The 23288-nt window shown below is 67.4% G+C and carries 19 protein-coding genes and 1 riboswitch; of the genes, 12 read left to right on the top strand and 7 right to left on the bottom strand.

The window, feature by feature from the left end:
• The first annotated feature begins 38 nt into the window (after positions 1–38).
• Together nrdR and ribD are read left to right on the top strand one after the other, a co-directional pair.
• Positions 39–560: a transcriptional regulator NrdR gene (nrdR, locus tag Q9R17_RS11280; protein WP_308154737.1), complete on the top strand. Its 522-nt coding sequence runs from the start codon at positions 39–41 to the stop codon at positions 558–560.
• A 575-nt stretch (positions 561–1135) separates the two neighbouring features.
• Positions 1136–2221, top strand: a complete 1086-nt coding sequence (ribD, locus tag Q9R17_RS11285) for a bifunctional diaminohydroxyphosphoribosylaminopyrimidine deaminase/5-amino-6-(5-phosphoribosylamino)uracil reductase RibD (protein WP_308154738.1) — start codon at positions 1136–1138, stop codon at positions 2219–2221.
• A gap of 41 nt (positions 2222–2262) precedes the next feature.
• On the opposite strand, the gene Q9R17_RS11290 is transcribed toward ribD, so the two are convergent.
• A complete protein-coding gene (locus Q9R17_RS11290; RefSeq protein WP_308154739.1) occupies positions 2263–2613 on the bottom strand; it encodes a hypothetical protein in 351 nt (116 codons plus the stop codon).
• 174 nt (positions 2614–2787) lie between these two features.
• Positions 2788–3423, bottom strand: coding sequence for an outer membrane beta-barrel protein (locus Q9R17_RS11295; protein WP_308154740.1), 636 nt, complete (start codon positions 3421–3423; stop codon positions 2788–2790).
• A 226-nt stretch (positions 3424–3649) separates the two neighbouring features.
• Positions 3650–3795: riboswitch (FMN riboswitch) on the top strand.
• A 77-nt stretch (positions 3796–3872) separates the two neighbouring features.
• Here Q9R17_RS11295 and Q9R17_RS11300 point away from each other — a divergent pair.
• From Q9R17_RS11300 to thiL, 5 genes are all read left to right on the top strand, one after another.
• On the top strand, positions 3873–4475 hold the full coding sequence (locus Q9R17_RS11300) for a riboflavin synthase (protein WP_308154741.1): 603 nt from the start codon (positions 3873–3875) through the stop codon (positions 4473–4475).
• Positions 4472–5572: a 3,4-dihydroxy-2-butanone-4-phosphate synthase gene (gene ribB, locus Q9R17_RS11305; protein ID WP_308154742.1), complete on the top strand. Its 1101-nt coding sequence runs from the start codon at positions 4472–4474 to the stop codon at positions 5570–5572. Before Q9R17_RS11300 ends, ribB begins: the two co-directional genes overlap by 4 nt.
• Positions 5573–5774: 202 nt before the next feature.
• The gene (ribH, locus tag Q9R17_RS11310; RefSeq protein WP_308154743.1) at positions 5775–6242 is read left to right on the top strand and encodes a 6,7-dimethyl-8-ribityllumazine synthase; all 468 of its coding nucleotides are present in this window, start codon (positions 5775–5777) and stop codon (positions 6240–6242) included.
• Positions 6239–6718 (top strand): transcription antitermination factor NusB, encoded by a 480-nt coding sequence (gene nusB / locus Q9R17_RS11315; RefSeq protein ID WP_308154744.1) that lies wholly within the window; start codon positions 6239–6241, stop codon positions 6716–6718. Before ribH ends, nusB begins: the two co-directional genes overlap by 4 nt.
• Positions 6719–6823: 105 nt before the next feature.
• Positions 6824–7786: a thiamine-phosphate kinase gene (gene thiL, locus Q9R17_RS11320; RefSeq protein WP_308154745.1), complete on the top strand. Its 963-nt coding sequence runs from the start codon at positions 6824–6826 to the stop codon at positions 7784–7786.
• A gap of 171 nt (positions 7787–7957) precedes the next feature.
• Here the strand turns inward: thiL and Q9R17_RS11325 are convergent, their stop codons facing one another.
• From Q9R17_RS11325 to Q9R17_RS11340, 4 genes are all read right to left on the bottom strand, one after another.
• Entirely contained in the window at positions 7958–8368 is a 411-nt protein-coding gene (locus Q9R17_RS11325) for a hypothetical protein (RefSeq protein ID WP_308154746.1), read from the bottom strand.
• 426 nt (positions 8369–8794) lie between these two features.
• Positions 8795–9166 (bottom strand): DUF805 domain-containing protein, encoded by a 372-nt coding sequence (locus Q9R17_RS11330; RefSeq protein WP_308154747.1) that lies wholly within the window; start codon positions 9164–9166, stop codon positions 8795–8797.
• Between the two features lie 134 nt (positions 9167–9300).
• Entirely contained in the window at positions 9301–9711 is a 411-nt protein-coding gene (locus tag Q9R17_RS11335; protein WP_308154746.1) for a hypothetical protein, read from the bottom strand.
• 407 nt (positions 9712–10118) lie between these two features.
• Positions 10119–12512, bottom strand: coding sequence for an autotransporter outer membrane beta-barrel domain-containing protein (locus Q9R17_RS11340; protein WP_308154748.1), 2394 nt, complete (start codon positions 12510–12512; stop codon positions 10119–10121).
• Between the two features lie 324 nt (positions 12513–12836).
• On the opposite strand from Q9R17_RS11340, the gene Q9R17_RS11345 reads away from it, so the two are divergent.
• From Q9R17_RS11345 to Q9R17_RS11365, 5 genes are all read left to right on the top strand, one after another.
• Positions 12837–16043 carry an autotransporter outer membrane beta-barrel domain-containing protein gene (locus tag Q9R17_RS11345; protein ID WP_308154749.1) on the top strand — a complete coding sequence of 1069 codons (3207 nt, stop codon included), beginning with the start codon at positions 12837–12839 and terminating at the stop codon, positions 16041–16043.
• A 255-nt stretch (positions 16044–16298) separates the two neighbouring features.
• The gene (locus Q9R17_RS11350) at positions 16299–17039 is read left to right on the top strand and encodes a CS1 fimbrial subunit B flags: Precursor (RefSeq protein WP_308154750.1); all 741 of its coding nucleotides are present in this window, start codon (positions 16299–16301) and stop codon (positions 17037–17039) included.
• Between the two features lie 124 nt (positions 17040–17163).
• Positions 17164–17649 carry a CS1 type fimbrial major subunit gene (locus Q9R17_RS11355; RefSeq protein ID WP_308154751.1) on the top strand — a complete coding sequence of 162 codons (486 nt, stop codon included), beginning with the start codon at positions 17164–17166 and terminating at the stop codon, positions 17647–17649.
• 67 nt (positions 17650–17716) lie between these two features.
• Complete coding sequence (locus Q9R17_RS11360) at positions 17717–20221, top strand: TcfC E-set like domain-containing protein (RefSeq protein ID WP_308154752.1); 2505 nt, start codon at positions 17717–17719, stop codon at positions 20219–20221.
• 68 nt (positions 20222–20289) lie between these two features.
• Complete coding sequence (locus Q9R17_RS11365; RefSeq protein WP_308154753.1) at positions 20290–21489, top strand: hypothetical protein; 1200 nt, start codon at positions 20290–20292, stop codon at positions 21487–21489.
• 43 nt (positions 21490–21532) lie between these two features.
• On the opposite strand, the gene Q9R17_RS11370 is transcribed toward Q9R17_RS11365, so the two are convergent.
• Positions 21533–22918: an FAD-linked oxidase C-terminal domain-containing protein gene (locus Q9R17_RS11370; protein ID WP_308154754.1), complete on the bottom strand. Its 1386-nt coding sequence runs from the start codon at positions 22916–22918 to the stop codon at positions 21533–21535.
• Between the last annotated feature and the right edge of the window lie 370 nt (positions 22919–23288).

A 23288-nucleotide genomic window follows, 5' to 3' on the forward strand; every position in this document is an offset into this window, starting at 1 on the left:
TGACCGTGGCATGACGTTTTTCCTGAGCCAGGCGTTCCATGCACTGTCCGTTCTGCCAACATGCCGATACCCGGGTGATCGATTCGCGCGTCTCCGAAGATGGCGCGACGATCCGGCGTCGGCGTGAGTGCGAGGCCTGCAACGAACGCTTCAGCACCCTGGAAACCATCGAACTGAAGCTGCCGGCCATCGTCAAGAGCGATGGCAGCCGCGAGGCGTTCGACGTGCGGAAGGTGCGTGCCGGCTTCGACCGCGCGCTGCAGAAGCGGGCCGTACCGGAAGAGAAAATCGAATCGGCCGTGCGCGCGGTGGTCCACCAGCTGCGCATCAGCGGCGAGCGCGAAGTGCCGTCGATCAAGGTGGGCGAGTTCGTCATGAATGAACTGCGCAAGCTCGATCATGTGGGCTATGTGCGCTTTGCCTCGGTGTACCGCAGCTTCGAGGACGTGGCCGATTTCCGCGAAGAAATCGAAAAGCTCGAGCGCGAGCTGCCGGCCAGTACCGAACAGCTGCAGCTGCTGGGCGATGTGATCGCCCTGGCCAAGAAGAAGAAGGGCTGACACCCCATCCCCGCATGGCGTGGATCTACCTTGCCCGGGTAGATGCCAACCTTGGTTGGCACCAACGCCGCCATCCACGCATGGCGTGGCTCTACCTTGCCCCGGTAGATGCCAACCTTGGTTGGCACCGACGCCCCATCCACGCATGGCGTGGCTCTACCTTGCCCCGGTAGATGCCAACCTTGGTTGGCACCAACGCCCTCATCCACGCATGGCGTGGCTCTACCTTGCCCTGGTAGATGCCAACCTTGGTTGGCACCGACGCCCCATCCCCGCATGGCGTGGCTCTACCTTGCCCTGGTCGATGCCAACCTTGGTTGGCACCAACGCCCCATCCACGCATGGCGTGGCTCTACCTTGCCCCGGTAGATGCCAACCTTGGTTGGCACCGACGCCCCATCCCCGCATGGCGTGGCTCTACCTTGCCCCGGTAGATGCCAACCTTGGTTGGCACCGACGCCCCCATCCCCGCATGGCGTGGCTCTACCTTGCCCTGGTAGATGCCAACCTTGGTTGGCACCGATGCCCCATCCACGCATGGCGTGGATCTACACCGACAGCGCTACCATGGCGGCATGAGCACTCCGTTCTCCGTCCTCGACCACCTGCACATGGCCAACGCATTGCGTCTGGCCGAGCGCGCCGCTTACACCACCCGCCCCAACCCGATGGTCGGCTGCGTGATCGCCCATGGCGAACGCGTGGTCGGGCAGGGCTGGCACCAGCGCGCGGGCGGCCCGCACGCCGAAGTCTTCGCCCTGCGCGAAGCCGGCAGCGAGGCACGGGGTGCCACCGCCTACGTCACCCTGGAGCCGTGCGCGCACTATGGCCGCACGCCGCCCTGCGCACTGGCGCTGATCGAGGCGGGCGTCGCGCGCGTGGTCGCGGCCCTGCGCGATCCGTTCCCGAAGGTCGATGGCGGTGGCTTCGATCTGCTGCGCGGGGCCGGGATCGAGGTGGCCGAAGGCCTGATGGCCACGCAGGCGCGCGAGATCAACAAGGGCTTCCTGTCGCGCGTGGAGCGCAACCGCCCGTGGTTGCGGGTGAAGCTGGCCGCCAGCCTGGACGGGCGCACCGCCATGGCCGACGGCAGTTCCAAGTGGATCACCGGCCCGGCCGCGCGCGAAGACGTGCAGCATTGGCGCGCACGCGCCGGCGCGATCCTGACCGGGGCCGATACGGTGCTGGCCGACGATCCGGCGCTGACCGTGCGCCTGGCCGATACCGAGGTGATGCCACCGCTGCGGGTGGTGCTCGATTCGCGCCTGCGCTCGCTCGAATGCAGCCGCGTGCGCGAAGGCGGTGCGCCCACCCTGTACCTGCACGATGCTGCGGTCAGTGCGCCGGATGCGGCCGATGCCGCGTTCGCCAGCGTGCCCAGCACCGATGGCCGCCTGGACCTGGGCGCCGTGCTGGCGCTGCTGGCCGAGCGTGGCATCAACGAAGTGCATACCGAAGCCGGGGCGACGCTGGCCGGCGCGCTGCTGCGCGGTGGCTGGGCGGACGAGCTGCTGCTGTACCAGGCGCCGACGCTGCTGGGCGATACCGGCCGCCCGCTGCTGGCCGGTCTGGGTATCGACGCCATGGACCAGCAGCGCCGCCTGCGCGTGGTCGATCAACGCCAGGTGGGTGACGATCTGCGCCTGCTGCTGCGGCCCTGACCGCTATCGCATCCGCCGGGCCCGGCCCGCTGGATGCAGCCTCACAACGGGCAGCTGCCTGCCCACTGCTGTTTCCAGGCGGCATGCACATCCCGGCAGTACACGCCCAATGCCTCGCCCTGCGCGTGCATCGCCTGCAGGTGCAGGGTGCGCCGGGGCGTAGCATCGTCTTCTGCACCGTCCCCCTGCGCGGCCGGGCAGGCCGCATGGTCATCAAGGTAGGCACGGCAGGCGGCATGCTGGTTCACCTGCGCATCCAGCCGCTGGATCATCGCCGTCACCTCCGGGTTGGCCGGCAGTGGCCCGGTGGACGCAGCCTGCACGTCGCGGCTGGCCTGGCAAGCGGAAAGCCCCACCGTCACGGTGGCAGCGATGAGTAGCACGATCTTCATGGTGTAGCTCACAACGGACCGGCGCCAGCTTCCCAGTTTGCTGCGGCCACCACCATGCAAATTGTCTGAAACTGAAGGCCGGGTACGGCAGCAGGGCAGGCGCGGCGGTGGCCCCAAAAAAAAACGGGCCCCATGCGGGGCCCGTCGATCGCACGACGAGGAGCGATCGATAAATCAGAAGCTGGCGCGCACGCCCAGGCTGAACTGGGTGGCCCCGTCATAGGCCTGCACTTCGCCGGTCAGGCCCCAGGTGCGGGTGAAGTTGACCTGGCCACCCAGCGTGCCCACCCATTCGCCATCCATGTCGCTGCCATCGATGTAACCGGCCTTGATCCAGGCTTCGGTGCGCGGCGAGGGCTTGCCACGCAGGCCGACGGTGACACGACCGGCGTTGATGTGGTCCTTCAGGCGGTCAGCGTACTGGCCGTCGTAGGACAGCTTGAATTCTTCATTCAGGCGCACCCAGGCGATGTCGCTGGTGAAATCAACGCGGTCGGACATCGGCATGTGGTAGCCGATGCCCAGCTCCGGCTGCTTCAGCGTCTGCTTGATGTGGCCGCGCAGGTTGTAGAAGGTGTAGTTGTAGGACTTGGACACCGTGGTGTAGCCGCCGAACACGTTGACGTTCTCGGCCAGCGCGAAGGAGCCGCGCAGGTAACCGCCGTCCAGTTCCGGCTTGGAACCCATATCGTTGTCGAGCTTCAGGCGGGTCCAGCCACCTTCCACGTAGGTGTAGCTCAGGCCGTCGGCCGCAGCGGCTGACAGCGGAGCGGCGGCCAACAGGGCAGCGACGATCAGGATCTTGCGCATGGAAATTCCTTGGGTTTCAGTCCATTGGCGGCCCGCCGGAAGCGGCGGCCCGGGGCGACCTCATGTCGCCCGCGCCGAGTTTAATGAAAATTTCACAAAAGGCCAGCGCGGCGTCCCCCCGTGTTCAGGGTCTGGGCAACCCGTCACAGCGCAACAGTGTTCCGCCCGTGGGGGCAGGCACCGGCGGGCACCCTGTTACAATGAACGCGCCGGTTCGCCGGTATACAAACGTCTTCAGGGCGGGGTGCAATTCCCCACCGGCGGTAGGTGCGCAAGCACGAGCCCGCGAGCGCCCCGGCCCACCGCCGGGGGTCAGCAGATCCGGTCCAATGCCGGAGCCGACGGTCATAGTCCGGATGAAAGAAGACGGTGCCACAGGGCCTTTGCGGCCCTGCGTGCGCCTGTTTGCCTTGCGGCGTTTTTCGCTCACTTTCCGCGGAGAACGTTACTTGTTTACTGGAATCATCGAAGGCGTCGGCCGTCTGGCCGCACGCGAAGCCATCGGCGGCGATGTCCGCTTCACCTTCAACGTCGGCAGCCTGCCGTTCGACCACGTGCAGATGGGCGAGAGCATCGCCATCAACGGCGTCTGCCTGACCGTCATCGCGTTCGACGCGGCCAGCTTCCAGGCCGATGCCTCCACCGAAACGCTGGGCCTGACCACGCTGGGCCAGCTGGCCGAAGGCGCGGTCATCAACCTGGAACGCGCCATGCGCCCGACCGACCGCCTTGGCGGCCATCTGGTCAGCGGCCACGTCGATGGCCTGGGCCAGGTGCTGTCCATCCATGAAGATGCACGCGCCCAGCGCTGGCGCTTCGCCGCGCCGGCCGCCCTGCGCCGCTACATCGCCAAGAAGGGCTCGATCTGCGTGGATGGCGTCAGCCTGACCGTCAACGAAGTGGATGGCGAAGGCTTTGAAGTCGCCCTCATCCCGCACACCGTGGCCAACACGGCGTTTTCCGCCACCGGCGTGGGCAGCGCGGTGAACCTGGAAATCGATCTGGTCGCCCGCTACGTGGAACGCCTGCTGGGCGAAGGAGCACGCGCATGAATTTCGCCTCCATCCCCGAGATCCTCGAAGACATCCGCCAGGGCCGCATGGTCGTCATCGTCGATGACGAGGACCGCGAGAACGAAGGCGACCTGATCATGGCCGCCGAGCTGGTCAAGCCGTCGGACATCAACTTCATGGTCACCCATGGCCGCGGCCTGGTGTGCCTGCCGCTCACCCGAACCCGCGCGGCCGACCTGGGCCTGGCGCCGATGGTGCAGGCCAATACCGCCCAGTTCCAGACCAACTTCACCGTCAGCATCGAAGCGGCTGAAGGCGTGACCACGGGTATTTCCGCCCATGACCGCGCCCACACCATCCGCACGGCGGTCAAGCCCAATGCCAAGCCGGCCGATCTGCACCAGCCGGGCCACATCTTCCCGCTGATCGCCCAGCCGGGCGGCGTGCTGACCCGCGCCGGCCACACCGAAGCCGGCGTGGACCTGGCCATGCTGGCCGGGCTGGAACCGGCCGGCGTGCTGGTGGAAATCCTGAACCCGGACGGCAGCATGGCGCGCCGCCCGGAACTGGAAGTGTTCGCCCGCGAGCACGGCCTGAAGATGGGCTCCATCGCCGACCTGATCGCCTACCGCCTGGCCACCGAAAAGACCGTCGAGCGTGTTGACGAGCGCGACATCGATACCGAATTCGGTCCGTTCAAGCTGGTGACCTACCGCGACCGCATCGCCCACGACCTGCATTTCGCCCTGGTGCGGGGCACCCCCGATGCCGGCACCCCCACGCTGGTGCGTGTACAGGTGGAAAACCCGCTGGCCGACCTGCTGCACTGGCGCCGCGATGACTTCGGCGTGGCCGCCACCGATGCCCTGCGCGCGATCGCTGCCGAAGGTGCCGGCGTGATGGTGGTGCTGCAGGCCCCGCGCGACGGCGAGGCCCTGCTGGCCCGCCTGCGCCAGCAGCCGGCGCCGGTGGTGCCGGGCAAGGACAAGGACGTGAGCCAGTGGCGCCGCAACGGTGCCGGCGCGCAGATCCTGTCCGACCTGGGCCTGGGCAAGCTGCGCGTGCTGGGCACCCCGCGCCGCCAGGTCGGCCTGGCCGGGTATGGCCTGGAAGTGGTGGAAACGGTGGGCTGCTGACGCCCAGGCCCCGGCGCCGGGAACCCGGTAGAGTCGAGCCATGCTCGGCTCTCGCGCGCAGCGCGGGTTCTCCGGCCCGGTGGCAGGAAGCGCAGCCGGGCATGGCCCGGCGCCACAGAAGGCCCCCCGTGAAAGCGCCGCCAGCCACGGCTGGGGCCCATCCACGCTAGAATTACCCCCTATTGAATCCCCCAAGCCGCATATGAGCCACTACGAAGGCGATCTTCGCACCCCCGAGTCGGCGCGCTTTGCCATCCTGGCCAGCCGCTGGAACGCCCGCATCACCGACACGCTGGTTGCTGGTGCCCGCCAGAGCCTGGCTGGCAACGGCATTGCCGAAGCCAACATCGACGTGATCCGCGTGCCGGGTGCCTGGGAACTGCCGCTGGTGGCCGCACGCCTGGCCGCTGCCCACGAACACGCCGCCATCCTCACCCTGGGCTGCGTGATCCGGGGCGACACCCGCCACTACGAACACGTGGCCGACCGCTGCGCCGAAGGCCTGATGCGCGTGCAGCTGGATTTCGGCGTGCCGGTGCTCAACGGCGTGCTGGCGGTGGAACGCGTGGAAGATGCCGAGGCGCGTGCCGGTGGCAGCCACGGCAACAAGGGCGAAGAAGTCGCCATCGCGGCACTGGAAATGGTCAACCTGCTGGAGCAACTGCCATGAACAAGAACACCCAAGGCAGGCCGTCCGGCAAGCCCATGCGCCGTGATGGCGTGGACCCCGTGCTGCGCTCGCGCGCGCGTCGCCGTGCCGTGCAGGCCCTGTACGCCTGGCAGATTTCCGGTGGCAACGCGCAGTCGCTCATTGCCCAGTTCGCCCATGAGCAGGCCCGCGAAATTGCCGACTTGGCCTATTTCGAAGCGCTGGTGCATGGCGTGCTGGACAACCGTCGCGACCTGGACGATGCGCTGGGCCCGTACCTGGACCGTGGCATCGAAGAAGTGGACGCCATCGAACGCGCCGTGCTGCGCCTGGCCGCGTATGAACTGCGCTTCCGCCTGGACGTGCCGTACCGCGTGGTCATCAACGAAGCCATCGAATCGGCCAAGCGTTTCGGCTCCGAACATGGCCATACCTACGTCAACGGCGTGCTGGACCGTGCTGCCGTGGAATGGCGCAAGGTCGAATCAGGCCACTGATCCACTTCTGCCGATCTTCGGCGGGCACGGGTTCTGCTTCTGGTAGATGCCGACCTTGGTTGGCACCGGTGCCCGGTATTGCCGCCAATCCTGCGGGAGCGCCCCATGTCCCTGGCCGAATTCGCCCTCATCGACCGCATCCGCGCCCGCACCTTCGAGCGCGATGACATCGTGCTGGGCATTGGCGATGATGCCGCGCTGCTGCAGCCGCGTGCCAACGAACAGCTGGTGGTCACGGCCGATACGCTCAACAGCGGCGTGCATTTCCCCGCCGAAACCCCGGCGTTCGACATCGGCTGGAAGACCCTGGCGGTCAACCTGTCCGACCTGGCCGCGATGGGCGCGCGCCCGGTGTGGTGCACGCTGGCGCTGTCCCTGCCCGATGCCACCGAAGACTGGATCGAATCCTTCGCCGATGGCTTCTTCGCCCTGGCCGACCAGCACGACATCGCCCTGATCGGCGGCGACACCACGCGTGGCCCGCTGTCACTCTCGGTCACTGCGATGGGCCAGGTCGGTCGTGGCCAGGCACTGCGCCGCGACCGCGCACAGGTGGGCGATGACCTGTGGGTGAGTGGCACCCTGGGCGATGCCGCCGGCGCACTGAAACTGTGGCAGCAGGGCGCGCTGGACGTGGCCACCGCCACCTTGCTGGCCGACTACGAAACCCTGCGCCTGCGCCTGCTGCGGCCCACCCCGCGCGTCACCCTCGGCCTGCGCCTGCGTGCATTTGCGCATGCGGCGGTGGATGTGTCCGACGGTCTGCTGGCTGACCTGGGCCACATCGCCACGCGCAGCGCCGTGGCCGCGCATGTCGATGCCGACCTGCTGCCGATCTCGCCCGCGCTGCGCGAACTGCTCGGCCGCGAAGGCGCACGCGACTGCGCCCTGCGCGGTGGCGACGATTACGAGTTGTGCTTCACTGCCGCCGCCGACCAGCGCGATGCGCTGCACTATCTGGCCGAGTCGCTGGACCTGCCGCTGACCCGCATCGGCCGTATTGCCGAAGGGCAGGGCGTGCATGTGGATGGCGAAGCCGCCACGGGCGGTTACCAGCACTTCGCCTGAAGCACCGCGGGGCGCGCTGCCGTGGTAGGTGCCAACCTTGGTTGGCACGCTGTTTCTCTACAGGTAGGTGCCAACCTTGGTTGGCACGCTGTTTCATTGGGCGTGAGCGCCAACCAAGGTTGGCATCTACAAAAGCAGGGCAACGGCAGGCCGAAAGCAGAGCGGCAACGCCTATGCCGCCTGCAACTGCACACCCACATATTCGGCCAGCCCCCGGCAGGCCAGCAGCAGGCGTTCGCGTGCGTCATCGCCCACGTGCTGTTCCACCTCGCCATCCACGCGCACGCGTTCGGTGGCATGCAGCAGCTCCAGCAGGAAGGTCAGCCCGGCGTTGGCGCGGTCGATGCGCGCCAGCGCCAGCCGTTGCCCGGGCGTGTGGCCGTTGCCGGGCCAGGGATGGCCATCGGCGGCATCGCCCTGGCGGATGTGCTGCAGGCAGGCCAGCAGCGTGATGCTGTCCGGTGCCTGCCCGTCCTGCAGCGAAACAAAGGTGCGTTCCAGCGTGCGGGCCAGATCGTCGGGCAGGCGCGCGGTGGCCTCGCCCAGGGTGGCGAACAGATGGGGATAGGGTGATGCAGCCATGGCGGCGTCCTTGTGCATGAGGCAAGGGGCCGCCCCTTGCGCTGGGGGCAAAGGGCGGCGGACGGTGCGTGGTTCCAATACCGGAGGTTGACGCAGAAACGCCGGCGGGCACGGGGCCCCCACGCACCGCCCGCCAAAGAGGCGCGGACGGATTGCCTGCCGACGTCGCCCAGCAAAATGCAGCGACGCCGGCAAGCAAGCGTAAACAACGCATCAACCTAACGGGATTGGAAGCCCGTGCCACCCGTTGTCGGTGGCGGCCCATCATGTGCACGCAAGCGCTGCTGTACCAATCAGGAAAGTTTCAAAATCAAAAAAAGTTGATGCGTGCCGTAGCCGATGACACCGGCGCGCAGGTCATGCCAATTACGACATCCGTTGCAGCCTACGGCAGTGTGCTACTGCTGAACGTGCCGCACAGGCACCTCACACGTGCGGCACCGGCGCGCCGAAGCGGTTGTCGCCCGCGTTGCCCGGCAGCAGCATGAACACCAGCAGGGCCAGGCTTGCGAACGGCACAAAGGCCAGCAGCAGCCACCAGCCGGAGCGATCCGTATCGTGCAGGCGGCGTACCGTTGCGGCAATGCAGGGCAGGGCTACCGCCAGCCACAGCAGCAGGCTCAATCCGCTTGCTGTCAGTGCCAGCCCCTGCGAACCGGTGTGGCCGGCGTAAGCGCTCAGGATGTACAGCGGGCTGGACACGATCACGATGAACAGCTGGAACCACCAGTATTCGCTGCGACCGGTGCGGCCGCTGAACTGCGCGTAGCGCTTGAGTGGCATCATCATCTTGTGCATCAGGTGCTTCCTCCGAAAAAGAGGCGGCACTATGCACGCCGATGTGAAGGGCAACCATGCAATTCATTGCAACTTCGTGGCTTGTGGGCAGGAAGCACAAAGGGGGGCGCCGGGCCATGCCCGGGGGGAAAGCCTCACGCCGCCTGCAACTGCACACCCACATATTCGGCCAGCCCCCGGCAGGCCAGCAGCAGGCGTTCGCGTGCGTCGTCGCCCACGTGCTGTTCCACCTCGCCATCCACGCGCACGCGTTCGGTGGCATGCAGCAGCTCCAGCAGGAAGGTCAGCCCGGCGTTGGCGCGGTCGATGCGCGCCAGCGCCAGCCGTTGCCCGGGCGTGTGGCCGTTGCCGGGCCAGGGATGGCCATCGGCGGCATCGCCCTGGCGGATGTGCTGCAGGCAGGCCAGCAGCGTGATGCTGTCCGGTGCCTGCCCGTCCTGCAGCGAAACAAAGGTGCGTTCCAGCGTGCGGGCCAGATCGTCGGGCAGGCGCGCGGTGGCCTCGCCCAGGGTGGCGAACAGATGGGGATAGGGTGATGCGGCCATGGCGGCGTCCTTGTGCATGAGGCAAGGGGCCGCCCCTTGCGCTGGGGGCAAAGGGCGGCGGACGGTGCGTGGTTGCAATACCGGGGATGAGCAAAGAACGCCGGCGGGCACGGGGCCCCCACGCACCGCCCGCCAAAGAGGCGCGGACGGATTGCCTGCCGACGCCGCCCAGCAACAACGCAGCGACGCAGCGACGCCGGCAAGCAAGCGTAAACAACATGCTCATCCTACGGGATTGCAAGCCCGTGCCACCCGTTGTCGGTGGCAGCCCATCATGTGCACGCAAGCGCTGCTGTACCAATCAGGAAAGTTTCAAAATCAAAAAAAGTTGATGCGCGCCGTGGCCGATGGCACCGGCGCGCAGGTCATGCCAATTACGACATTCGTTGCGGCTTACCGCAGCGTGCTTACCACGTGTAGGCCACCCCCAGCCTGGCGCTGGCTTCCCGGTAGCCGCTGTCACCGCGCATCACACCGAACCCGCCCCACGCGCTGAGCCCGGAACGGAACTGCACCTGCGCACCGGCACTGAGTTCATAGCGGTTGCGCGGAATGCCGGCCTTCAGCACTTCATCATCGAAGGCGATGCCATTACCCGCACCATCGCGGTACCAGTTGGCCGCCAGATACGGGCTGACCGAGGCACCCACTGCCGAGCGTGATTCACCCTGCAGGCGCAGGCCGGCGCGACCGGACAGGCCGCTGTTGCCCGCTGCACGCACCACCGTGCCATTGGCTTCGGTGTGCACATCGGTCTTCGCATCGGTGTAGACCAGCTGCAGTTCCGGCTGCAGGCTCAGTGCGGTGCTGCCGATCTGGCCGATGCCGAAGCGGTAGCCGGCTTCCAGCGACGACTGCCACAGATCCGAGTCGTAGCGTTCCTCGGCCAGGCCTTCGCCCTGCACGCGGTTGCGGAACTGGCCGCGCTGCACGCTGGCATCCACATACAGCGCATCGTTGGCCCAGTTGCCGTACACGCCCAGTGCGCCACCGTCCAGCTTGCCGCGTGCGCTGTAGCCGGTGATGTCCGAACGCGAGGTCGAACGCGACTGTGCCAGCGTGCCCATCACACCAACGCGACCACGGCCCTCATCGAACACGCCCACGTCGGCACCCAGCTGCAGGCGCGAGCGGTCCACGCGCAGGTCCAGCTGGTCATCCACTGCACCGAGTTTGCTCTGGGTGGCGTCCACGCGCGCCCAGCCGCGCACACCGTCGTTGGCAGTGCCGCCGCTCTGGCGGTCGCGATAGGTATGGCGCAGCATCTGGTCCAGCGCGAACTGGTTGGCCAGGTAGGCACCGGTTTCCGGGCGCAGCACCGGCGGCGGCGGGTCCACCGGGTCCACCGGGTCGATCGGCTTGCACTCGGGCAGGGTGGGGTCCACCAGGCACGGGTCCGGGCCGGCGCCGGTCTGCGAGCGCAGGTACCAGTTGCCGTTGGCATCCTTCACCAGGAAGTACTCGTACTGGCCGCCCACGGCACGGCCGAGCAGATCGAACTGCGCGTTGGACGCGCCGCCGATGTCGATCAGTTCGATGCCGCGCTCGGTCTTCGCACCGGCACCGCCGGCATTGAGCACGCGCACGTTGGCCTGGCCGTTGGCATCACCGGCAATCACCAGCTTGTCAGTCAGCGAGGTGTCGTCACCCAGCACGGTGTTGAACAACAGCGTGCCGCCGTTGCCGGTGAACTGGTCCACGGTGAGCGTGTTGAAGGTACTGGCATTGCCCAGTGCCACGGTGCCGGTGCTGCCCAGGGTGAGGTGGCCGACAGTGCTGTCGCCGGTCATCAGCCAGGTGCTGTCGCCATCGATGCTGGCGGTGGTGACGTTGAGGAAGCGCCCGTCGATCTGCGCCTTGTTGCGCAGGAACACATTGACCTGGGCGGTAGGTGCGTTGGTTGGGTCATAGGTCACGTTGCCGGCCAGGCGCGCGTTGTCTACATTGAAGTTGACGTTGGTACGCGTGTTGACTACGCCGGTGTCGCGGCCGACCAGCAGCAGGTTGCCATCGCCGCCCACCAGCTGTGCGCCATTGGCGACGGTGATGTCGTAGGTGTTGTCGGCGCCTGCGTTGACCCGGATGGCTGCACCCCGGCCGGCCTGCAGCGTGGAATTGTCGATGTTGAGCCGGATGCGTTCATCAGGATTGGCTACGCCCCAGAGCACCGCGCCGAAGTTGGAGGCATCCACACGCGAGCCGTTGATGATGTCCATCTGGCCAAACTGCATGCGCACACCCACACCGTTGTTCACATCGCGGGTGCCAGCAGGCGCATCCTCTACGTAGATGGTGGTGTTGTCGATGGTTGCCCGCGGACTGGCGGCACCACTGCCCGTTGCCGGGGCAACCAGATCGACGCCAACCGAAAGGCCTTCCGTTGGGGCAAGCCCGGCGGTCGTCACGGAGATCGAGCTCTGCGCCAGAATCGCCTGCGTGGTTCCGCCGCGTAGTGCTATGCCACCCAGGACGTTGCTCCTGGCCAGGGCCAGGTAGGCGGAATCATCCAACGTGATCGCTCGCTGGCTGCTTCCGCTGCGGGTAATTACGGCATCCCAGATGCTAAGGTCGGAGGTGTCGCTGGCGGTGATCTCAAGCGTCTGGCCACCGGTGACCTGCAGGCTCGATCCATTGATGAGCTTCCATGCCTCGACCGGATCGCCGGCCAGGACTTCAGCGCTCTGGTTGTCCAGGTCGCGGGCCAGGGCCGCGCCGGCTGGCAACATGGCCAGGGCCAGCAGCAGGCTGCTGGCCAGCGGGCGCAGCATCGGCGGTGAGGTACGGCGGTTGCGGTGGTTCATGGTGGTGTCCTGTTGTCGGGAAACGGGGGACAGGCACTTCACATGCGGGGATGCCCTGTTCAGCGGGGGGGAGCGGAACAGTCAACAGGGCTGCAGGGCGTGAATACCATGCCGGATGTGAAAGCCGTTGTCCTTTTCGGCTTCCAGTCTCGGCGGGCGGTCACTCCCTTCCCATGCAATTAGTTGTAAAGCGTGCTTTGCACGGAGCGCGGTTCAGTACGGGTATATGCCTGCGACGGCTTGTCGCAGGGGCTTGCAACACATTCGATGGTCTCGGCGCAACGCATTCATCAGCATGCGTGGCGATTTCCGAGGAGACCTGTCATGCGCCACCCCCTTCCATCCCGTCACATTCTGGCCCTTGCCTTGGGCGCTGCATTGGCGGCACCGCTGCCCGTGCTTGCCCAGCAGGTCATCGCCGATGGCAATGACCAGACCCCGGCAGCGGGCGATTACCACACCACCGACCCGGTGGAGCCGGGCAATCCGGCCGGCCATGCCTTCCATGCCCTCAACGGCGGCACCATCGTTCCCGCAGGCGAAGTGAACCTGCGCACCGAGGGCATGCGCGCCGCTGCGGCCCGCGTGGAAGGGGCTGGCAGCCGGATCGAACTGGTCGGTGGCAGCATCACCACCACCGGCTACGGTGCCGCCGGCGTATCGGTGGCCAATGCCGGCACGGCGGTCCTGTCGGGCACGCGCATTGAAACCGAGGGCACGTTCGCGCATGGCATCGAAGTGAACGATGGCAGCGTGCAGGCCGACAACCTGCACATCACCACGCGCGGTGGCTCGGCCAACGGCCTGGACCAGCGCGGTGGCGACAGCGTGCTGCGCGACAGCGTGATCGACGTGGCCGGCAGTGGCAGCGGCATCAAGCTGGAAGGCGGCACCCTGCTGGCCGAGCGGGTGCGCATTGAACAGGGCGGTGCGGGCGAGGGCGTCTTCATCGGCAATGGCAGCGATGCCACGCTGCGCGACGTGCAGATCAACGGCACCGGCGCGGGGGCGCGCGGCATTTCGGTGGGCCTGGGCAAGGCGGTGATGGAAAACGTGGATATCGTGCTGTCCCACGAGCGCTCCGGCATGGGGCTGATCGTGAGCGGCGGCGAGGCGGTCTATCGGGGGGGACGCATCCATGCGCTGGGCGAGAACGCCAGCGCCATCCAGCTCAGCGCGGGCGGTACGCTGGCGCTGGAAGGCGTGGATGTGCAGGGCCACTTTGGCATCTACATGCGCGAAGGGACGGAGCTGGTCATGCGCAACAGCCGTCTGAGCAGCGAGCGCAGTGGTGTAGATCTGAACTTCGCCGACGCGCTGGCAACGATTGAAGATTCATCCATCACTGTCCACAACGGCACCGGCATCGCTGTCATTGCCAACAGCCAGGTGGCGGTGCGCGGTTCCAGCGTGAAGGCCGGCGGTGACCAGTCCACCGCAGTGACGGTGCTGGGCAACGGGCAGGCGGTGCTCACGGCAAGTACCTTCCACACCACCGGTGCCAACTCCCATGGCCTGCACACCTTCGGCAATGGGGCCGGGCGCCCGCAGATCGATGCCCTCGGCGTGGATGTGCTGACCGAAGGCGAGAGCGCCTACGGCGCCACCGCGCGCAAGGGCGGCAGCGTGAACCTGCGTGAAAGCGTGCTGCGTACGCAGGGCGTGAAGGCACATGGCGTGCTGGCCGATGGCAGCGGGGAAATGAACCTGGCCGATACCCACGTGCGCACCGAAGGCGAAGGCGCGTGGGGGGCGGTGATCGTCGATAACGGCAAGCTGCAGATCGACGGTGGCTCGCTGGTCAGCGCCCAAGCGGGTGGGGTATGGGTGCGCAGCAGCCGCGAGCCGGGCCTGACGCTGTCCAACGGCGCGGTGGTGCAGGGCGGCAATGGCATCGGGCTGGCGCTGGATGCCGCCGTGGCCGGGCGTTTCGACGTGGCGCTGGAAGGCGGCTCGCAGATGATCGGCGATATCGTCATCACCCCCGAAGACGAGCAGGCCGGCCTGGTGCCGCAATCGCAGGTGCATGTGCGGCTGGCCGATGGCGCGCTGTGGCAGGGCACGTCGGATCTGGTGCAGACGCTGGCGATCGAAGGCGGCAGCCAGTGGACGTTGAGTGGTGATGCCACCGTGGGCGAACTGCAGGTGCGCAACAGCACGGTGGCCCTGTCCGATGGCACGGGCGCATTCAATACGCTCACCGTGGACGGCGACCTGCACACCGAAGGGGCCACGCTGTGGTTCAACGGTGCGTTGGAAGGCGATGATTCGCGCATCGACCAGCTGCACGTGCGTGGCGATACCCATGGCGATGCCCAGGTGCGCGTGGACAACATCGGCGGCGTCGGCGCACCCACTGTGGACGGCATCCCGCTGATCCACATCGACGGGGATTCGCTGGCGCAGTACCGCCTGGCCGGGCGTGCGGTGGGCGGCTCCTACGAGTATTTCCTGTTCCAGGGCGGGCTGCAGGACCCCGATGACGGGCACTGGTACCTGCGTTCGCAGTGGTTCGACCGCTGTGCGACCGACCCGGCCTACCCGGGCTGCGTGATCGACCCGGACCCGGAAGATGGCGGCGACGGCGGCATTCCGATCACACCGCCGGTGCCGGTGCTGCGCCCGGAAGTGGGCGCCTACCTGGCCAACCAGTCGGCCGCCGTGGGCATGTTCGCCCACCGCATGCACGAGCGCCGGGGCGCGGACATGCGCCAGGCAGGACGCAGTGCGTGGGTACGGGTGGGCCGCCAGCAGGCGGATTTCAGTGCCGTCGGCGGCCAGCTGGCGGTGGATGGCAACACGAATGTGGTGCAGGTTGGCAGCGATCTGCTGGGGGGGCAGCGCAGTGCGTTCGGCGTGATGCTGGGCAGCGGGCGCAGTGACAGCACCACGGTCTCCGACCTGACCGGTTACCGTGCCATCGGGCGCGTGCGCGGTACGGCCGTGGGCGTGTATGGCAGCTGGCTGCAGCAGCCGGGCCAGACCGCCGGCGCGTACCTGGACGGCAGCGTGCAGGCCGCCCGGTTCGACAACCGCGTGGCGGGCGATGGCCTGCTGCAGGAACGCTACGATTCCAAGGCCCTGAGCGCATCACTGGAAGCCGGCTATACCTTCGCGGCCTGGCAGGGCCAATCCACCTATGTGTACCTGCAGCCGCAGCTGCAGGTGTCGTGGGTGGATTTCAGCAGCGATGCGCACACCGAACACAACGGCACGCGTGTTGATGACGGGCGGGTGGGCAGCCTTGCAGGCCGCCTGGGCCTGCGCGTGTTCGGCCATGGCAGCGGTGCCGGCAACATTGTGCAGCCTTATGCCGGGGTGAACTGGCTGCGCGGCAGTGCCACCCGCACGCTGCAGTTCGATGGTGAAACGCTGGCCGTCGATGTGCCGCGCAACCGCTACGAAGTGCAGCTGGGGGCCGAGCTGACACTGGGCCCGCGCTGGTCGGCCTGGGGCGGCATGGCGCTGCAGCGTGGCGATGCCGGCTACCGCAACGTGGGGGGGCAACTGGGCCTGCGCAGGGCCTGGTGAACCGGCGCGGCGCACGGCAGGCATGCCGTGCGCCGCGGGCACCGGCGCTTCCCACGTTTCATGCAATTCATCTATCGGCGGCGCGCATCACGTGGGCTGTGCTGCCGTTCGTCGATAGATGCGATTGCAACTTTCTTCATGGCATTCCGTCTGGCTGATCCTCAGAATCCGCCCCGACGTGACGACGTTCGCGCAGTCATCGCGTTACGCATCACGTCTTACAACAATTCTGAAAAATCACCTGAGGAGAATTGCATGCGCCGCGTGCTTGTCGCACTCAGCCTGTTATTGCTGGCTTCAATCGCAGGTGCCGCGCAACCCCAGATCAGTGTGGGTGCACTGTTCGATTACATGGAGCCTGGCCGCAGCCAGTTGCTCAAGCGTGTGCGCAACAGTGGCGATGCCACCGCGTATGTGCGGGTGGAAATCACCCGCATGCATTTCGATGGCCAGGGCAATGTCACCGAAGCGCCGGTGGATGCCGCCGCGCTGGCGCGCGGCGAACCGGGGGTGCAGGGCCTGATCGCCAGCCCCAGCCGCATGATCATTCCCGCTGGCCATGGCCAGCAGGCCACGCGCCTGGTGTTCCGGGGTGCACGCACGCAGGAGCAGCACTACCGCGTGCGCTATGTGCCGGTGGTGCCCGATGCCGGCGAATTTTCGCTCGATGCGCAGCAGGCGCAGGACTATCAGCAGGGCGTGCAGGCTGGGGTGAACGTGTTCACCGGCTACGGCACGGTGGTGTTCGTGCCACCGGTCGATGTGCGCTACGACACCCGGGTACAGGGTCTGCAGGTGACCAACGCCGGCAATGCCACCGTGGTGCTGGACAACCTGCGCCAGTGCCGCCGTGCACGGCCGGACGACTGCGGCGGCGGGGTGAAGGTGCATGTCTTCCCGGGCCGCCAGCACATGCTGGCCGAAGAGGAGGGCTACTACAGCCGTTTTGATCTGCTGGAAGGCCCGCAACGCCGCACGATCGACACGCGCAGCTGACGGTTCACGGGCCCGCTGCATCCACGGTTCCATTTCGCCGGGCCTCTGCCGGGGGGGCTCGTGGGGAAGTTGCGTCCTGAGCCCGGCATCGATGTTTCCACCCTTCCAATAAATGGAGTTACCCATGAACCTGAAGAAAGCCCTGCTGTCCGCCGCTGCGGCTCTGGTCATTGCCCCGGCCGCCAGCGTCGCCGCCGATTTCCCGGTCACCGTCTCGGTCGAAGCGGTCATTCCGGCGGCCGATGGCCTGCAGATCACCCCGGTGGGCGGCTGGGATGCGATCACCCAGACCATGGCCTGGGACATCGCGCGCCAGGACCTGCGCCCGATCAGCCAGCAGATGGACATGCGCAGCAACGCGGCCATCGAAGGCTACCTGACCAACGATGCGGCGCTGACCTCCGGTGCCAACCTGCTGCCGATGGCGGTGCGGGTGAACGGCAAGACGCTGGTGACCGGCGCGGCAGGCAAGGTGGAGATCCTCACCGCTGCGGAAGCCGCTGCCAGCCAGCGTGTGGCGGTGGAGATCAGCACCACCAAGCCGGGCGCCGGCTATGTGGAAGGCAACTATGCCGGCCAGGTCTACATGATGTTCGAAAGCACCCCGTAACACGCCGCGCCTGGCGGGGGCGCATGGCGTCCCCGCTGTCGTGCCTGTTCTGCTGCGGATCGCCATCATGCCCTCTTTTCAACGCCCTTCTGTGCTTGCCGTCGCGGTGGCGTGTGCCATCGGCATGGCGGCCGTGCTGCCGCACCCCGCGCGGGCCGATGCGGTGCTGCACACCCTGCAGCAGCAGCGTGAGCGCATGCCGGCGGAGTTCCGCGAACACCTGTTCGGCACGCCGTTGAGCGTGCGTGTGGAACTGGATGGCACGTTCCTGGGCGATGCCGAGGTGGTGCTGCATGAAGACAACCGCCTGCAGCTGCTGGCCTTCGGTGACAGCTACGGCAGTGTGGCGCCCGCTGCCGAACGCGAACGGTGGGCGGCGCACCTGGCCGAACCCGTACCGCTGGGCAGACAGGCCAGTCCGGCGCAGGGGCTGGCGGCGCTGCACTACAGCCTGGGCAATTCGCTGGTGTCACTGCTCAGCAGCGACGGCCATCGTGCCGTGGCCGGTGGTCGCTACCTGCACGTGCCCGACCAGGGCAGCACCGGCCTGATGCTGCGCAACAGTCTGGCTTACAGCGGTGGCGAGCAGCAGGACAGCGCCCTGCGCTACGGTGCCGAACTGCAGGGCAGCCTGGGCCAATGGACGACACTGGGCAGCTACCAGTACTACCGTTCACGCCGGGCCGGCGACAGCGACGGCCACTACATCAGTGCACTGCATGCGCAACGCGAGTTCAAGGATCATTTCCTGCGTGTGGGCTATTTCCTGCCCACGTTCCAGGGGGTGACCCGGCAGCCGCGGGCACCGGGCACCCAGAACTACACCAGCCTGGGTGTCATGGCCGGTTCGTCGGATGTGCTGCTGGCCGACACCGCTGGCGAAGCGGTCTATCCGGTCTATGTCACCGCCAGCCGCGACGGCGTGGTGGAGATCTACCGTGACGGCAACCTGGTCGGCACCCAGGCGGTGGCGCCGGGCATGCAGGCGCTGGATACCCGTCGCCTGCCGGGCGGCATCTACGATGTGGAACTGCGCGTGGTTGAAGACAGGCAGATCAGCTCGCGCGAGATCGCCACCATCCACAAGCCCAGTCACTGGCGTGATCCCCGCCGGCGCTGGCGCTACAGCGTGTTCGCCGGCCGCCAGCAGGGCCTGCTGGACAGCGGCGATGATGCCCAGCATGGCAAGGCCGCCGCGGGCGCAGTGGTGAACTATCTGCTGCATCCGCGCGCAGTGGTCGGTGCCAGTGCGCAGCGGGTGGGCGAGCGCGACAGTGCGGGGGTGTCGCTGGACTGGCAGGCCAGCGAACGCTTCACCCTCTACACCAATCTCTATGATTCCAACGATGCTGGCCGTGGCATCGATGCGCAGGGCCTGTTCCGCTACCGCAAGGGTTCGCTGGTGGCCTCGCACGCGCGCAGCTGGGTGGAGCAGCGCGACCGCCGGGTGGGGCGTGATGGCCGCCCCATGCGTTGGGAAACCCGTGGTGGCTGGCAGGACAGCAGCGCACTGTCGCTCAACCATCGCCTCGGCGATGCCCACAGCCTGACCCTGCGCGTAGGCCACAGCCAGGGCTTCAATGCGGGCACCAGCGTGGATGCTTCGTACTGGCGGCGGCAGCGGCTGTTCGGCAGCGATGCCAGCTGGCGGCTGTCGGTGTACGACCGCCCGGGCAGCGACTTCACTGCCTCCCGTCGCCAGCGCGGCATCGACTTCACCGTCAGCCTGGCATTGGGTAACCCGGGGCGCCGCTACAACGGCAGCCTGGGCAGCCGTACCGGCGCGGCCGGCGAGCGCGACCTGTACGCCAGCCTCAACGTGCAGCAGCAGTTGGACACGCCGTGGCTGCAGAGCGTACACGGCACCGCCGGCATCGATCGCAGTGGACTTGGCCTGGGCGCAGGTGCCTATATGGACCGGCAGCAGTTCCAGGGCGACGTGCAGGTACTGCGTGCCTCCAGCGATGGCCGCCTCAGTGGCAGCGCCAACCTGGAAAGCACGTTGGCGCTGGGGGGCGGGCAGGTGGCCATGGTGGGCCGCGGGCAGACCGCCAGCGCCGATACCGGCATGATCGTGGATGTGCAGTCGGATTTCCCGGGGGTGGCGCTGCGCGCCGACGACAGCCGCGGCGGCGGCGTGGTGCTGCGGCCGGGGCGCAACTTCGTGCCGGTCAGCGCGTATCGGGAAGGGCATGTGCAGATTGATTTCAATGACCACCACGCGCACGCGGCGGCGATCCAGCCGGCGACGATCCGCTACCACCTCAACAAGGGCGGCGTGATGCATGCACAGGTGGACGTGCTGCGCACGTTCACGGTGATGGGCCAGGTGCTCGATGCCGATGGCAACGGCATGCGCGGGGTGCATGTCATCAACCATGCCAGCCGCAGTGTCAGCCAGGACGAGGGGTTCTTCACCCTGGAACTGAGCGCGCGTGCGCCGGTGGTGGAACTGCGCCATCCCGACCAACGCAGCTGCGTGCTGACGCTGGATGAGGCGCGTTATCCGCGCGAGGGCGATCTGGTGATGGTGGGGGGCGTGCAGTGCCCGCCGCAGGTGGTGGGCAAATGAGCAGGCAGGCCAAGAGGAGTCGAATGATGCGGCGTCGCGTTCTTCCATGGTTGTGCGCAGCCACAGTGATGGCAGCCTTGGCGGGTACTGCGGTGGCGGCCGAGGTGCAGATCCAGGCCAGCTTTGCGCCCAGTGCGCTGGACCCCACGCGCAACGAATTCACCAATGACACGCCCAACGGTGGGCTGTGCGTGCGCCCCAACCTGTGCGGTCCGGGCGAAAAGAGCGTGCTGCTGCCGATCACCGTGCGCTATGCGGAAATGCGGCCCTTTGCGGGGGCGGACCATGAGGCGCGGATCAGCGTACCCAGTACCTGGCGACGGGTGGTGTTGACCCATGCCGACAGCGGGCGCACGGCAGAGACCGAATGGCGCGTGTCCTTTCTGGGGGCGACGTATTACCTCACGCGCGACGCGCGCGAAACGACGGGCAATGACAATGTCTCCCAGGCACATCACCAGCTCTGGCAAGGCAATGGCTGGAGTGAACCGCCACCGGGGTGCGGGCGCATGAACTACGCCGAAGCCGGCGGAACCAGCTGGCGGTTTGGCTGGCGCTACCCGGAGGCCGCCACGACCTGCGTGAAGCGCCCGCGCCATCTGATCGATGACGGCATGCAACTGCGTGAAGTCAGCCTGGGCTACACCATGCGTTCGCCCAACCCGCTGGCGATGGAGGCGGGCATCTACACCGGGCAACTGCAGCTGCGCGTCGGGCCCGGGGGTGATTTCGATTTCGGCACCAACACCGTCGCCTCGGACAACGAATTGATCGTCCATTTCACCCTGACGGTCACCCATGCCTTCCAGGTGACCTTCCCGCAGGCAGGCCCGAAAGTCAGCCTGGCCCCGGCAGGGGGCTGGAGCCAATGGACCCGCCACGGCACGCCGCCGGCGCGGTTGCAGCAGGAGCTGCCGTTCCTGCTGACCACCTCCAACGAATTCAGCGTCAAGATGCGCTGCCAGCATGACAGCGGCGGGCGCTGTGGCATCGCCAACGCCAGCACCGGCGCGGTGGTACCGATCGATGTGGATGTCACGATGCCCGGCATGCGGGACATGCGCAGTGGTGCGTTCGCGCAGAACACGCCGCTGGTCAGCGAGCGCAGTGGCCAGGTGGCACCGCGCTTCACGCCGCAGTCCTACCTGCAGAACCGGCAAGCGCGGCTGCGCTTTGCTGCCAACGGCCCGGCCATGACGGAGATGCTGAAAGCACCGGCGTCACGCTGGCAGGGTGATGTGACCGTGGTGTTCGATTCGGAGCCGTGAGGGCCTGGCCGGTAGCGCCGGGCCCTGCCCGGCGGCAGTGCAGTCAGCCCGGCGGCAGCACCTTGCCCGGGTTGAGGATGCCATCCGGGTCGAGCGCGGCCTTGATCGCGCGCATCGCCGCCAGCGTGGCCGGGGTGAAGGCCTGGGCCATGAAATCGCGCTTGGCCAACCCGATGCCGTGTTCGCCGGACAGCGTGCCGCCGAGTGCCAGCGTCAGTTCGAAGATCTTCGGCAGCGCCGCATGCGCGCGTGCATTCTCGTCGGCATCGTCCGGGTGGTAGAGGATGTTGACGTGCAGGTTGCCGTTGCCGGCATGGCCGAAGGTGACGATGGTCAGTGCGTAATCGCGCGCCAGTGCCTGTACACCGGCCACCAGATCGGGGATGCGCGATACCGGCACCACCACGTCTTCGTTGATCTTGCCCGGGGCCACGCTGCGCAGCGCCGGTGACAGTGCCTTGCGCGCCGCCCACAGCTGATCGCGCGCGCGGCCTTCCATCGCCACGTCCAGTTCGATCATGCCGTCGCCCTCGGCGGCGCTGGCCAGTGCCTGCAGCAGGTAGGGCAGGGTGTCGTGGTCACCATCGGCCTCGACCAGCAGCATCGCGCCGGCCTCGGGTACCTCGGCACCATTGAGCCGCAGCAGCTGCAGACTGCGTGCATCCATGAATTCCAGCCGCGTCGGTACCACCGGCTGCGACATCAGGCGTGACACGGCCGCGGCCGCGGCGTCCGCGTCGCGGTACAGCACGCGCAGGCCGGCCTGGCTGACCGGCAGCGGGGTCAGCTTCAGGGTGGCTTCCACGATCAGCGCCAGCGTGCCTTCGCTGCCCACCAGCAGATGGGTGAGGTCGTAACCGGTGGCGTCCTTGGTGTAGGCGCCACCGCAGCGGATCACCTCGCCGGTGCCGGTTACCGCCACCAGCCCCAGCACGTTGTCACGGCTGGTGCCGTACTTCACCGCGCGCGGGCCGCCGGCATTGCAGGCCAGGTTGCCGCCGATGCTGCAGATCTCCGCACTGGAGGGGTCCGGTGCCCAGAACAGGCCGTGCGGTGCCAGCGCCTGCTGCAGCGTGCCGTTGAGTACGCCGGGCTGCACCACCGCGCAGCGGTCGCCCGCGCGGATCTCGACGATGCGGTCCATGCGGGTGAACGACAGCACGATGCTGCCCGGCACTGGCACCGCCGCGCCGGTGGTGCCAGTGCCGGCACCGCGCGCGACCAGCGCCACGCCGTGGGCGCGGCAGGCGCGCACCAGCGCCTGCACCTGCTCCACGGTGGCCGGCAGCGCGACCGCCGCCGGTGTCTGGTGGCGCCAGGAGTTGTCCTGCGCGTTGGCTTCCAGCGCGCGCGCATCCATGCGCCAACCGTCGGCGCCCAGCAGGGAGGACAGGTCGGCGACCAGGGCGGCGGGCAGGGCAGTGCTCATGACAGATCTCGGGGAAAGCAGGGGAACCAGCGGGCCTGTGCCGACCAGGGCTGCGCTCTGGCAGGTGCCAACCTTGGTTGGCATGAGAGCGCCGACCAAGGTCGGCCTCTACCAGTGCAGGTGGTTGCACGTCTGGTAGGTGCCAACCTTGGTTGGCACAGAAGCGCCGACCAAGGTCGGCCTCTACCCGGGCAGGTGGTTGCACGTTTGGTGGATGCCAACCTTGGTTGGCATGAGAGCGCCGACCAAGGTCGGCCTCTACCAGTGCAGGTGGTTGCACGTCTGGCAGGTGCCAACCTTGGTTGGCATGAGAGCGCCGACCAAGGTCGGTCTCTACCAGTGCAGGTGGTTGCACGTCTGGTAGGTGCCA

This window comes from Stenotrophomonas sp. 24(2023), assembly GCF_030913365.1.
Lineage (GTDB): Bacteria > Pseudomonadota > Gammaproteobacteria > Xanthomonadales > Xanthomonadaceae > Stenotrophomonas.

What these genes read in the sequence shown, in the direction of transcription:
- nrdR (WP_308154737.1), top strand. Translation starts at nt 39, where the DNA reads ATGCACTGTCCGTTCTGCCAACATGCCGATACCCGGGTGATCGATTCG.
- ribD (WP_308154738.1), top strand. Translation starts at nt 1,136, where the DNA reads ATGAGCACTCCGTTCTCCGTCCTCGACCACCTGCACATGGCCAACGCA.
- Q9R17_RS11290 (WP_308154739.1), bottom strand. Translation starts at nt 2,613, where the DNA reads ATGAAGATCGTGCTACTCATCGCTGCCACCGTGACGGTGGGGCTTTCC.
- Q9R17_RS11295 (WP_308154740.1), bottom strand. Translation starts at nt 3,423, where the DNA reads ATGCGCAAGATCCTGATCGTCGCTGCCCTGTTGGCCGCCGCTCCGCTG.
- ribB (WP_308154742.1), top strand. Translation starts at nt 4,472, where the DNA reads ATGAATTTCGCCTCCATCCCCGAGATCCTCGAAGACATCCGCCAGGGC.
- ribH (WP_308154743.1), top strand. Translation starts at nt 5,775, where the DNA reads ATGAGCCACTACGAAGGCGATCTTCGCACCCCCGAGTCGGCGCGCTTT.
- nusB (WP_308154744.1), top strand. Translation starts at nt 6,239, where the DNA reads ATGAACAAGAACACCCAAGGCAGGCCGTCCGGCAAGCCCATGCGCCGT.
- thiL (WP_308154745.1), top strand. Translation starts at nt 6,824, where the DNA reads ATGTCCCTGGCCGAATTCGCCCTCATCGACCGCATCCGCGCCCGCACC.
- Q9R17_RS11325 (WP_308154746.1), bottom strand. Translation starts at nt 8,368, where the DNA reads ATGGCTGCATCACCCTATCCCCATCTGTTCGCCACCCTGGGCGAGGCC.
- Q9R17_RS11330 (WP_308154747.1), bottom strand. Translation starts at nt 9,166, where the DNA reads ATGCACAAGATGATGATGCCACTCAAGCGCTACGCGCAGTTCAGCGGC.
- Q9R17_RS11335 (WP_308154746.1), bottom strand. Translation starts at nt 9,711, where the DNA reads ATGGCCGCATCACCCTATCCCCATCTGTTCGCCACCCTGGGCGAGGCC.
- Q9R17_RS11340 (WP_308154748.1), bottom strand. Translation starts at nt 12,512, where the DNA reads ATGAACCACCGCAACCGCCGTACCTCACCGCCGATGCTGCGCCCGCTG.
- Q9R17_RS11345 (WP_308154749.1), top strand. Translation starts at nt 12,837, where the DNA reads ATGCGCCACCCCCTTCCATCCCGTCACATTCTGGCCCTTGCCTTGGGC.
- Q9R17_RS11350 (WP_308154750.1), top strand. Translation starts at nt 16,299, where the DNA reads ATGCGCCGCGTGCTTGTCGCACTCAGCCTGTTATTGCTGGCTTCAATC.
- Q9R17_RS11355 (WP_308154751.1), top strand. Translation starts at nt 17,164, where the DNA reads ATGAACCTGAAGAAAGCCCTGCTGTCCGCCGCTGCGGCTCTGGTCATT.
- Q9R17_RS11360 (WP_308154752.1), top strand. Translation starts at nt 17,717, where the DNA reads ATGCCCTCTTTTCAACGCCCTTCTGTGCTTGCCGTCGCGGTGGCGTGT.
- Q9R17_RS11365 (WP_308154753.1), top strand. Translation starts at nt 20,290, where the DNA reads ATGGCAGCCTTGGCGGGTACTGCGGTGGCGGCCGAGGTGCAGATCCAG.
- Q9R17_RS11370 (WP_308154754.1), bottom strand. Translation starts at nt 22,918, where the DNA reads ATGAGCACTGCCCTGCCCGCCGCCCTGGTCGCCGACCTGTCCTCCCTG.